Genomic DNA, 11,996 nt, shown 5'->3' on the forward strand with positions numbered 1-11,996 from the left:
GCCGCGACAAATCCACCGGTGACAACTCATCTCTTTCTTGTCGTTCAATTAAGGCAAACATCATGTTCAGCGATCGGCCTCAACGTTCTATTCGCAACCGCCGCAAAGGCTCCATCGTCGTGCTGGTCGCGATCACGCTTCCGGTTCTTTTTATCCTCGCCGCTCTGGCGATCAACGCCTCCTACATGCAGCTGACGCGGACGGAGTTGTTCATCGCGACCGATGCGGCGACGCGAGCTGCCGGGCGTACGTTCAGCGAACTCCAAAACGTCAACGATGCCAAGACCGCTGCCCAATCGACCGCCGCCAAAAACATGGTTGCGGGACAGGCGTTGCAGTTGCGGACCGGCGATGCCGCCAACGAGATCGAATTTGGGATGACCAGCAACGACGGAACCTACTCACGGTTTCAATTCAACAAGGTATCCTCCTCCTCGCTGGCCAGTGGCGATGTAAAAGCCAACGCGGTCCGCGTGTTGGGACGTCGGGATACCGGTTCTCTGGGCGGATCGATCCATACCCTGTTTCCGAAATTCTTGACGACCGATACGTTTAACCCGACGCAGACCTCCGTTGCGATGCAGGTCGACCGCGACATCTCGTTGGTCCTCGATCGCTCCGGTTCGATGGACTACCTGACGATCACATGGCCTTCGGGCAAATCGCCCTATTACACGACCACGATGAACGCGGCGGTCACCGCTGGCTACCTCTACAAACGATACGGCAACTACTACTATTCGTCCGGCGTTTCTTCGGACGAATACGAAAAATGGGCTTGGGAAGAACACTACGAGCTAGGACCTTATCCTCAGACTCCTTGGAATTCGCTGGTCGCAGCGGTCGACGGATTTCTGAATGTGTTGGACGAAACGCATCCAGAGGAACACGTATCGATCGCCAGTTATTCCAGCAACGCCACGTTGGACCTGTACCTGGATGAAGACTACGACGAGGTCCGCGACACGTTGGACGACCTGTATCCCAGCGGCAGCACGGCGATCGGGAAAGGAATGCAAAAGGGTATCGAGGCGTTGCTGCATTCATCGGCGCGTCCCTACGCCGCCAAGACGATGGTTGTGATGACCGATGGAATGCACAACTCGGGTATCGATCCGGTTACCGTCGCCACATCTTTGGTCGCGACCTACAACCTGACGATTCACACAGTTACCTTTGGCAGTGGCGCCGACAAAGCGAGAATGCAATCGGTCGCCGCGATCGGCGGTGGATCGCATTACCACGCCGAAGACGGTACTGCATTAAAAGAGGTCTTCGAAGAGATCGCCAACAACCTTCCTGTGTTGTTGACCGAATAGAATCTCACCGCACCGCTGGTCGCGGCGATGCGAAAGAGGCCTGCAGGTTGCGAACGCGCGACGGATCTCGCGCGTCGATTTGAAAGCGTCGCAGGTTGCTATGGCCCAGTAACATTAGCCCGCGACGACGCGACTACTTCTTGCTTTTTGGTGCCAGCGGTCGACTGATCAACATCTTCGACTGCGACTTGGGGCCAATAAACTTCTTCGCCAAGATGTCGGCTTCGTTAAAACGAGCCATCAAGATCTCGCCATCGGTCGCACGATTGCGGTCGTAAGAGATGTAGATCGTTCCGTCGGGAGCTTGGAAGCCGTCGGGATACGAGATCCCTTTGCGTTCGTCCAGAACGAGACCTCCCTGCCAAGTGAGTCCTTCGTCATCGGACAGCCACGCGCTCAACTGCACGCGTCCATTGTGCTTGTCGATCGAATCGCCATGTTTGATCAACAGGATCTTCCCCGAGGCCAGTCGGCGGAGGTGGAAGCGGGCGTTGGGGTGATCGATCCCCGGCGGTTTGGAGGGCGTCGCCCAAGTCCGACCGCCATCGGTCGACGTCGTCTGCATGATCCCCTTGGACGTTCGCGCCAACATCCATAACGAACCGTCCTTCCGCTGCACGATCATATGTTCGTGCCAGTCTGGATTGGGAAAGCGAGCTGCGCCGCGGCGCTCCCAACTGGCTCCTTCGTCGCTGGATACGAAGACGTTCGCGCCGCGGAGCGGTTCGAGTTCGGCAAAACATCCTTTAAACGGACCAAAGCCAGCGCGTTGATCCAACGAAATCGGTAGCATCCAAGAACCATCGGCCAGGACAGTCGGCTTGTTCAGCGTGACGCCGTGCCAAATCCGCTGCGGCTGCGACCACTGCGGTTTGTCCGCGTCGGGGTTATCGCAGCGGATCGCCCACACGCCCGCGCGGCCATCGTACATGTGCATCGATTGATCGAAGATCAGCCACAAACGCCCCAGCGGATCGGTCCATAGATTGCCGACCAAGATGCTGCGATCGATCGGCAGTTTGGGATCGTGCGAATCGAGCACAAAACGGGGATCCGACCAAGTCTCGCCGTCGTCGTCGCTCGACGCCAGAACGAAATACGCTTTTGGACTGTCGCCGCCAGCAACCCAACAGGCCCACAGTCGGCCACCGGGAGTTCGTTCGATCCCGATCGTCATCCCATAGTCCAGCCGATCGTAACCGTATTCGGGCAGCGGCGATGTATTTAGCGTCGGCGGGACCAATGCCAGATCGGCGACCTTCTCCATCCGTTGGATCCGCGCCGCCGCCTCGGCACGACTCTCGCCCTTCGCTTTCACAACTTCCACTTCCGTCTTATCGCCCAATACCATCAACGCCAGCTTCTTCAGCTTGATCCGATCGCCAGGATTGACAGTTTTGCGATACGCAAAGACGCGATTCAAATCCCCCTCAAACAACTGGAACTCCGGCGTCGGCAACTTCTCAAAACCTTGCCGTTTCAAATCGTCGCTGCGGTTGGCCCCGTGAGGTTTGCTGAGCGTCATAACAAACAGTTCGCCCGGCTTCTTACATTGAACTTCGTATCCTTCGATGCTGGTCCGCAGGAACTTGCGACCGAGCAAAACTTCGGGAGCTTCGATCAATGTGTACTGTCGATCGGTAAACAGCTTCACGCCAACTTTCATCACCGCCGGCTCCGGCGCGGGGATCACCATCGGTTTCCGCGACTGGCCCGCTTGCGAAGCGAACTGCTCTGTCTGTTCCAACGCACCAAACATGATCCGCTCTTTGCGGCTGGCGGAGTAATCTCCCTGCGTCACGCACAACCAGACAGTCCCCTCGTACTCGTGAAACGCCGGGTATTGGAACGATTTGGGCGTTTCAAACCGGTACTTCCGCTGCCAGTTTTTGCCGTCGCGAGATACATCGATGTTGAAGACGCTGCGATGAGCGCCACCGATCCGCGTCGCTTCCTGCCAGCCCAGGTAATAGGTGTCGCCAAATTTATCGAACGTCGGTTTAGAATTTGTCCCTTTGGCTACATGCGGCAGCTCTTTTGCGGCGGTCCAATTCCGGCCATCGACACTGGTCGTAAACTTGTAGTTTCGATTGCCAGCCTCATCGCGACAGATCGCCATCCAACTGCCATCGGGGAGCCGGTTGACCGCCGATTCACTCAGCTTCATCGATTGCGGATCGTGGAAGTGTCCAACGATCTCCAATGTATCGAGGGCCGGGTTTACAGTCGTCAACGCGAGTTGACCGGCCAGGAAATTGTTAATCGCAACATAGGTCTTCCCGTCGAATTTTTTGAACGCATCAAACAGGTACAGCCCCGCATCTTTGGCCTGCTTTTGAAAGCCGTTTGCCGCGGCCGAAGCATGCAAATGTTGCGGTGCCAGATCAAAAACTCCCCCGGCGGTTTTCAGCTTCATCCGGTGAATCGCATCGTCAAACTTCTCCGTCTCGATATCGAAGTCGCGATACCAGGTTTGCGATTGGCGTTTCCCTGGCGATTCGCTCGCAAAATAACAGCGAAGCGTTTGGGCGTCCTTCTGGATGATCCGCGGGACAAAACAAGCCCCGACAGGGAGCGTCGCATTGGCAAAGACCTGTTCGCCGCGGGCCAGCGGAACGACCTTCAGCAGCTTCTTCGTTTCCAAATCGACGATCGAAAGCGCAACGTAAACGTGCGGCCAGTTCGGATTTTCCCCGGCTTGTTCGTCGTTGCACTCCGCAACGATGTAGGCCCGCCCGCCAACCAACGCCATCTCGGCGTCGTGAGCGCCCCGCACCTCCGGCGCCGTGACTTCAATAAGCCCCTCCAGGACACGATCTCCCGCCAACGCGGGGTCCCATCCGGGGGGAACTAGCGATTGGGCAGGCACGTTGGCTGCCAAGCTGGCGGTCAGAATCAGAGTGAGTAGCAACGCAGGGAGTTTGGCACACATATCGGTGGGGCTCGGCTGGAGTGGATCGCAGAGGGGATTGCAACGCGGTAGAACCGTGGTTTACGGCCGCTAACCTGCCAATGCACCGCCCATTATGGCTGTCGCGATGTGCCAAGTGAACCCCGACGCGGTGATCCCTCTCCTGATGCCTAAGGTTTCGTTTGTTGCAGCCCCCAGCGGCGATGTGTCCTCTATAAATGACCGCCCAACGGTCGACCGCCTGCGCCGATCGGTAAGCTGCGCAAGACGGGCGAAGAAGACAGACGGAATCGGCGAAATTTCGCCGCAATCGGCAGCGAAGGACCGCGTGATATCCGGATTGATGTGATTTGGCACGCGATTTTCTAGACTAAGCTTTGACCCTGCTGGAGCACTGCCATGGACGGTTGGTTTATGGCGAAAGTAATCTATACTTGATCTGCTCGAGCGACACGCCCCAACCACACGCGATGCAATCGATTGGAATTGCTACGGTGGGGGGCAGTAGGTGATGAATGACTGAAGCGACATTATCGATTTCACAACCCAATCAAATCCTTTCGCTGTTCGGACCGCGCGACCAAAACGTGCGTCTGTTGCGGGAACGATTTGATGTTTCGATCACGCACCGCGATGGGCAGATTCGTGTCTCCGGGCCTCAAGAAGAGGTGCGGCGGGCGACTCAGGCGCTGGAGCGTTTGCGCGACCAATTGATCCGCAACGGCGTCGTTAACCAAGACGACCTCGACGCGGTATTGGCCGACGACGACGGATCGCCGCGGTCGGGCAAGATCCGCAGCGGTGGTGAGATTCAAATCCGCCATGCCGGTCGTCGGATCAAACCGCGTACCGAAGGGCAGGCGCGTTACGTCGCGGCGATTCGCAAGCACGACTTAAGTTTTTGCATCGGGCCAGCTGGTACCGGGAAAACCTATCTCGCCGTTGCGATGGCCGTCGAAGCGTTAAAAGCGGAAGAAGTGCGGAAGATCGTACTGGTCCGCCCCGCAGTCGAAGCTGGGGAGAGTCTCGGCTTTCTACCGGGTGATTTGCGAGCTAAGCTAAACCCGTACTTACGTCCGCTGTTAGATGCGTTGGGTGAGATGGTCGATTACGATCACTCCCGCGCGTTGATGGAGCAGGACGTGATCGAAGTGATTCCGTTAGCTTACATGCGTGGTCGGACGTTAAACGATGCCTTCATCATTTTGGATGAAGCGCAAAACACGACGATCGCGCAGATGAAGATGTTCCTGACGCGGCTGGGCGAACGCAGCAAGATGGTTGTCTCGGGCGACTCGACGCAAGTCGATCTGCCACGCGGCGTCCAAAGCGGTCTGGTCGATGCCATCGGCCGACTCCGCAACGTCAAAGGAATTGGGCTTTCGAAACTGGAAACTACCGATATTGTGCGGCACCGCTTGGTGCAGGAAATTGTCAACGCCTACGAGGAAGACAAGGGATAGCCGAAGTCTGGCCACGAGCCCGTCGAAGCGGAACCAGCGCGATCTGCGCTCATTCTCCGTTGGGACGGTCGATGTCAACTGTCGGCTAATACGATGAGTTCCGCAACACAAAATCGAACGCGCAGCGAGCGAGTCGCCTCGCTGCAACTGCCGCCCGGCAAGTTTCAGCGTTTCATCGCCCTGGTGCGTCAAAGCCAAGTCTGGGTTCGATTCACCCTTGCGCTCACCGCGGCGCTGGTCATCCTGACGGTCTGCCAATGCTGGCGAGTCCCGTTTGCATTCCGCACCGGATATATCCCGCCGCGCGACATGTACGCTCGCGTGCAATTCGATGTCCCCGATCTCGCGAAAACTCAATCCGCCAAGGATCTTAAACGCCGAAGCGTGATCGCGTTTTACAGCAATCGCAGCCTGCCGCTGACGCAGTTGCGCGAGAAGTTGAAGGATCAAATGTTCCTGGTGCTCGAGGCGCCGTCGTTTGATCAACTGAGTGATTCCGCTCGCGATGCCTGGGCCCAGTTCTTCAAAGGCGACGAAACCGCTGGCCCCGACGAGACCGCGCCGGCAACCTTTGCTGCACTCAAAGCAACATTTGCCGAGGACAAGGAACTGCAGAAGCTGGACAAAGCGATCCGCTTGGCAATGTTCCCCTTCTACGAAACCGGATTGCTGCGGAGCCTGGAACACGAAGAGGGTGACGCCAGTTCGATCCGCGTCTATCCCGAAAACCAACCCTCCGATATTCAGCTTGTCCCGGTCGATCGGGTTCGCATCGCGCAGGCCTCTTTGGACCTGAAGCAGCGGATCGTCGAAGAATTCAAGCTGCAATTCGAATTCGAAAAGTCGCCGCGAGCCGCCAAGATCGTCGCCGATTGGTTAGCCGATCGGTTGCCGGTAACACTGGCTTACGATGAGGCACGCAGCGAAGAGGCACGTAAAAAGGCTGCCGACGCCGTCCCCGACGTGATGACCACCTATTATCCCGGTCGCACATCGATCGCACCGTCGGGCAAACCGCTGGGTAAACAGCAACTGGATCTGCTGCAGTCCGAATGGAACGCGCTTCAAAGCGAGCGTTCGTTTACCGACGGCATGATGCGTCTGGTCGCCTACGCCGGAATGATCGGGGCACTCTACCTGCTGTGTGGATCGTACATCTATTTCGTTCACGATCCGGTATTGATCACCGATGTCGGCAAGCTGACGCGTTTGTTGTCGTTGGTGGTCGTGGTGATCTGCGCCTGCTGGTACGCATCTGCCGACAAATGGCAAGCCGAAGTGATTCCGTTGGTGATCGGTGCGATCACGGCAACAGTCGCTTACGGACGCGAACTGGCGTTGCTGGTGATCGCTGCGGCTTCGCTGGCGGTAACGCTGTTGATCGGGCAAGACCTTCCCGATTTGGTCGTGTTGTCCGCCGCCACGCTCAGCTGCATCCTGTTGTTAGGACGGATCCGCACGCGGACGCGATTGATCACGATCGGTGCCGGCGCCGCGGTGGTGACCGCCGCGACAGTGATCGGTGTCGGTGTCGTCGCTGGCCAATCGTTAGGCTCGGGCGAACCGAGCAACGTCACCGAAGGAATCTATCAATCCCTGGGACTCGGCGCTCTGATGATCGAGCTGTCCAAGGGATCGGTATGGGCGGGAACGTTGGTCCTCGTCGCCAGCATGTTGATGACCGGTCTGCTGCCCTTTGTCGAAAAGATCTTCGGAGTGCAAACCGATCTGAGCCTGTTGGAACTGGGCGACGCCAGCCATCCGCTGCTGCGTCAACTCGCACAACGTGCTCCCGGCACCTACAACCACTCGATCAACGTCGCTTCGATCGCCGAAGCGGCTGCCGACGCGATCGGCGGCAACGGTCTGCTGGTTCGCGTGGGAGCCTACTTCCACGACATCGGCAAGATTTTTAAGCCCGATTATTTCATCGAAAACCAGGGCGGCGGGCCTAACCAACACGATTCGCTGCAACCCGCGATGAGCACGTTGGTGATCATCGCTCACGTCAAAGACGGTGCCGATCTTGCAAGATCGCATCATCTGCCCGAACCGATGATCGATTTCATCCTGCAGCACCACGGCACCACGCTCGTCGAATACTTCTATCGCGAGGCGAAGGAGCGGAGCGAGGAGAGCCCCAATAAAGAAGAGGTCTCCGATAAGGACTTCCGCTACCCAGGCCCCAAGCCTCGGTCGTTGGAAGCTGCTGTATTGATGTTGTCCGACGGTGTCGAAAGCGCCAGCCGAACGCTAGTCGATCCCACGCCAGCGCGGATCAAAAGCCTGGTCGAACAGATCGCCATGAAGCGGCTGACCGACGGCCAATTCGATGAATCGGGGCTGACTCTCAAGCAGCTCGACCGCGTCAAACAAAGCTTGGTCAAGTCGCTGACGGCGATCTACCATGCTCGTGTCAAATATCCCGGCCAACAAACGGCCTAACCCAACGACGGCAGTTGTCTGCTGCCGTCCCAACCAAGGAAGTCGATCGAGTTATGAAGATCAGGAGCGCGCTAGCGTGAGCGATGATTTAGCGGTTGAAATTAACGTCCAACACGAGGCCTCGTTCATCGATCGACCGGCGCTCGAATCAGCGGTCCGCTTGGTCGCTGAAACCTATGGGATCTGCCGCGGCGAGGTCAGCATTGCGATCGTCGACGACGATAACATGCAGCGGCTGAACAACCAGTTTCTGCAGCATGACTACACGACCGACTGCTTGAGTTTTGTCTACGACGAATCGGAAGATTCGATCAGCGGCGAACTGATCCTGTGCGCCGATTACGCTCAGCGGGAAGCTGCCGAATTCGAGTGGCAGCCCGAATCCGAATTGCTGCTATACGCAGTCCACGGCATGCTGCACCTAATGGGCATGGAAGACACGACCGACGAAGGTCGGCAGGCGATGCGCGATGAAGAGCGCGAGATCTTGTTGCGTTTGGGCATCGAAGGCGCCAAACGACACGGTCTTCCAACGAACTCTAACCCGAGCGAGAAATGTTAGATCTTCAGTTGGTCGTGGTTATCGCGATCACCGGATTTGCAATGGGAACTACCGGCGGTTTGGGAGCCGAATTGCTGGAACGATTTATCGGCCGATCGCTCGAAGCGTATTGCCGATTGCAAGGTCGCCGCGGTCGGTTCGGCGAAGTCCTCGACCGCCAGGAAGATGCCACTCGCGGGGCTCTGTATCTGCGGATCATCGGAAACGTTTTGTTTCTGTCGTGCGGAACGATCGCCGTCATCGCGCCAAGCGTTAGCGAAAACGGAGTCGATGGCAGCCGCTTGCTGACCTGGCTGGCGATCGCCAGCGGTCTGGTGATGTTCACTCATCTGTGGCTGCCCGCCGCGGTCACCCGATTTGCCTCGGCGCCGGTGCTCTACCGCACCTGGCCGTTCTGGAACGGGCTGGCTGTGGTAATGCATCCGCTGTCGATACCGGGCGTGCTGGTCGAGTGGTTTGCGCGGCGACTGTCGGGACAGCAGGAAGATGCGTCCGAAGAGGAGGAACTTCTCGAAGACGAGATCCGCACGATCATCACCGCCGGCACGCGCGACGGCCACTTTGGGCCGGGCGTTCGCGAGATGATCCAAGGCGTGATGGACATGCACGACGACAGCGTCTCGCACATCATGACGCCCCGCAGCGACGTCGATGCGATCGAGATCGATACGCCCTGGCCCGAGATCCTGAAGGTTGTTGTTGAATCGGGGCGGACTCGTTTGCCGGTCTATCGCGACAACTTGGACAACGTCGTTGGCGTCCTGTATGTCAAAGATCTCCTGTCGGAATTGAGCATCCTAAAAGATCCCAACGTCCCGCTGGAAAAACTGCTGCGGCGAACCTGGACGGTCCCCGCGTCGAAGCGGGTCGACGAACTGCTGCAAGAGTTTTTGCACAGCCGCAGCCACATGGCGATCGTGTTGGACGAACGGCATCAGTTTTCGGGCGTCGTCACGATCGAGGATTCGTTGGAGGAGATCGTTGGCGAGATCGTCGACGAATCGGACGACGAGGAACAGACCGACTTTCATATCGTCGACGCGCAGACCGCCGACATGTCGGGACGGATCATGGTCGATGAGGTCAACGAACGCCTGGGTTGGGAGCTCGCCGAATCGGACGACTACGAAACGATCGCCGGCTACGTCCTGCACCACGCCGGTTATATGCCTCGTCAGGACGAAGCGATCGAACTGGGTCCGCTTGAGATCAAAGTCCTCCGCGCCACCTCGCGTCAACTCGAACGCCTTCGTCTGCGGCACATCGGAAGCTCGGCATTGGAAGCCGGTTAGCGGACTCTCGGCAAGCGGCATCGCCACCGCCGCTGGTGCGAATCGGCGCAGCGGTTACCGCATCGCGAGCCTTTAATCGGTACGCTTTTCGACGTGGACAAACCGCAGGAAACCAAGCGTCAGCCGCTGGTCGCTGTCGAGGCTGGTCGTCGTCGAGAACAGCCAATAGTTGTGATAATCGATCACCGAATCGCTAAACGACTCGGCAAACGCTGAACCAATCCGAACCAACGGACTATCGCTCCCCTCTTCAGTATAAGGGGCCAGTCTCTCAGCGGCCAACTTTCGCACGTGATCTTCTTTGCTCGGATTTGTCAGCAGAAGCGCGGCGATCAGTCCACCGACGACGATTCCCGTTTGAAACTTCATTGCGTTGATAGTGGTGTATTAAAGGGAGGAACTTGTGTTTTGTAATCGGCCGCAGCACCGGCGGCATCAGCTGCGTTCTACCAGCGATCGGCGGAGTTCAGCAGCCAGGAAAAACGATCCGCAAACGACAACTACGCCCGCCGGGCCAGCACGGTGCCGAGCCACCTGCAGTGCGTCGTGCGAATTCTCGACAACTTCCCAGCTCTGCCCGGCAACCTGCGACGCGATCGCCGCCAGATCCTGAGGCGGATACCACCGGGGATTCGTTCGATAACGCGTCAGCACGATCTGTTTGACGTTCCGCGCCAGGATGGTCAGCATTTCGCTGGCGTCTTTATCGTGGCTGGTGCCAAATACCGCAACCACGTTCTGCGATTCAAAACGCTCGGCTAACACATCAGCTAACGCTTCGACCGAATCGCGATTGTGGGCGGTATCCAATATCACCAGCGGTTCCCCCGGAAAGAACTCGATCCGCCCGGGAACGCTCAGCGTCGCCAGCGCCTCCCGACATGCCTGTTCGGGCCATTGCAGCGACTGTGTCTTCAGGTTCCAGCAATCGGTAATCGCCAACGCAACGGCTGCGTTCCGAGCTTGATGGATCCCCGCCAAGGCGAGCGGCCAAGCGGTGCGTCGCTTCAGCGGCAGCGGCGTCGCTTCGCTGGGCAGGAAATCGAAACGCGACGGATTGTTGCCGGCAACCGATTCGCGTTGGACATGATAATCGCGATCGATCTGCAGCAGCGGCGCCTGGCGTTCATCGGCGATCTGCTGGATCACAGCCGCCGCGGCGGGATCGCGGACCCCGCTGACGACCGGCACGCCCGGCTTAATAATGCCCGCCTTCTCCGCAGCGATCTCTTCCACCGTATCGCCCAGCAGATTCTGGTGATCCAGCCCGATGCTGGTGATCGCCGTCACTTCGGGCGAACAGATATTGGTGCAATCGAGCCGCCCCCCCAAGCCGACTTCTAAAACGGCCACCTCGCATCCGTCGCGGCGGAAGTGCTCGATCGCCATCGCCGTGGTCAGCTCAAAGAAGGTGGCTTCCCCTTCCCCCTGGCGACGGATCGTCTCGGCCGCCTGACGAACCGAATGGATCAACGAAATCAGCTGCCCCTGCGTCGCCGGCTGACCATCGACGCGGAACCGCTCTTCCAGCGACTCCAGATGGGGCGACGTGTACAGTCCGCAGCGTTGTCCAGCCTGCGTGGCGATCGCCGCGACCATCGACGCGGTGCTCCCCTTCCCCTTGGTCCCACCGATATGCACGATCTTCAGACTCGCCTGCGGATCGCCCATCGCCGCCAGCAGGGCGTGCATTCGGTTCAGCTTCATTGGATTCCCCGGGGAGGGTTTGCTGAGCCGTTCGTAATTGATCCGCCCGTACAGATAATCGAGCGATTGGCCGTACGACCAACCGTCTTGAGAGAGTGCTTGTTGATCGTCGGGCATATTTGTATCGTGCTGCGTCACTTGCGAAGGTTCCTGAATCCTGGAAGTTCGTTAACGAGGAATGAACCGCCAGTCCTGTTTTCACGTACTGAACCCGTTCTCGGCTCGTAAATGCGGTCGGGGAACGCGCATCTTAGCTCTGTTTTATTTCGTTTTCCCATACAGAATCTGAAAGACTCA

General features: G+C 58.1%; 8 protein-coding genes. 5 read left to right on the forward strand and 3 right to left on the reverse strand.

Features of this window, described 5'->3' with window-relative positions:
• Window positions 1-62: 62 nt before the first annotated feature.
• Window positions 63-1,319 (forward strand): VWA domain-containing protein, encoded by a 1,257-nt coding sequence (locus CA51_RS14085; RefSeq protein ID WP_145121610.1) that lies wholly within the window; start codon window positions 63-65, stop codon window positions 1,317-1,319.
• A 133-nt stretch (window positions 1,320-1,452) separates the two neighbouring features.
• Here the strand turns inward: CA51_RS14085 and CA51_RS26185 are convergent, their stop codons facing one another.
• Window positions 1,453-4,251, reverse strand: coding sequence for a sialidase family protein (locus tag CA51_RS26185; protein WP_231745690.1), 2,799 nt, complete (start codon window positions 4,249-4,251; stop codon window positions 1,453-1,455).
• A 494-nt stretch (window positions 4,252-4,745) separates the two neighbouring features.
• On the opposite strand from CA51_RS26185, the gene CA51_RS14100 reads away from it, so the two are divergent.
• From CA51_RS14100 to CA51_RS14115, 4 genes are all read left to right on the forward strand, one after another.
• Window positions 4,746-5,693 (forward strand): PhoH family protein, encoded by a 948-nt coding sequence (locus tag CA51_RS14100; RefSeq protein WP_145121612.1) that lies wholly within the window; start codon window positions 4,746-4,748, stop codon window positions 5,691-5,693.
• Between the two features lie 93 nt (window positions 5,694-5,786).
• Window positions 5,787-8,138, forward strand: coding sequence for an HD family phosphohydrolase (locus CA51_RS14105; protein WP_145121614.1), 2,352 nt, complete (start codon window positions 5,787-5,789; stop codon window positions 8,136-8,138).
• Window positions 8,139-8,214: 76 nt separating this feature from the next.
• Window positions 8,215-8,700, forward strand: a complete 486-nt coding sequence (gene ybeY, locus CA51_RS14110) for an rRNA maturation RNase YbeY (RefSeq protein WP_145289508.1) — start codon at window positions 8,215-8,217, stop codon at window positions 8,698-8,700.
• On the forward strand, window positions 8,694-9,992 hold the full coding sequence (locus CA51_RS14115; RefSeq protein WP_145121618.1) for a hemolysin family protein: 1,299 nt from the start codon (window positions 8,694-8,696) through the stop codon (window positions 9,990-9,992). The genes ybeY and CA51_RS14115 overlap by 7 nt, the downstream gene beginning before the upstream one ends.
• 72 nt (window positions 9,993-10,064) lie before the next feature.
• On the opposite strand, the gene CA51_RS14120 is transcribed toward CA51_RS14115, so the two are convergent.
• Together CA51_RS14120 and CA51_RS14125 are read right to left on the reverse strand one after the other, a co-directional pair.
• The gene (locus CA51_RS14120) at window positions 10,065-10,361 is read right to left on the reverse strand and encodes a hypothetical protein (RefSeq protein ID WP_145121620.1); all 297 of its coding nucleotides are present in this window, start codon (window positions 10,359-10,361) and stop codon (window positions 10,065-10,067) included.
• A 66-nt stretch (window positions 10,362-10,427) separates the two neighbouring features.
• Window positions 10,428-11,837 carry a bifunctional folylpolyglutamate synthase/dihydrofolate synthase gene (locus tag CA51_RS14125; RefSeq protein ID WP_145121622.1) on the reverse strand — a complete coding sequence of 470 codons (1,410 nt, stop codon included), beginning with the start codon at window positions 11,835-11,837 and terminating at the stop codon, window positions 10,428-10,430.
• Window positions 11,838-11,996 lie beyond the last annotated feature (159 nt).

It is taken from the genome of Rosistilla oblonga (assembly GCF_007751715.1).
GTDB classification, from domain to species: Bacteria; Planctomycetota; Planctomycetia; order Pirellulales; family Pirellulaceae; genus Rosistilla; species Rosistilla oblonga.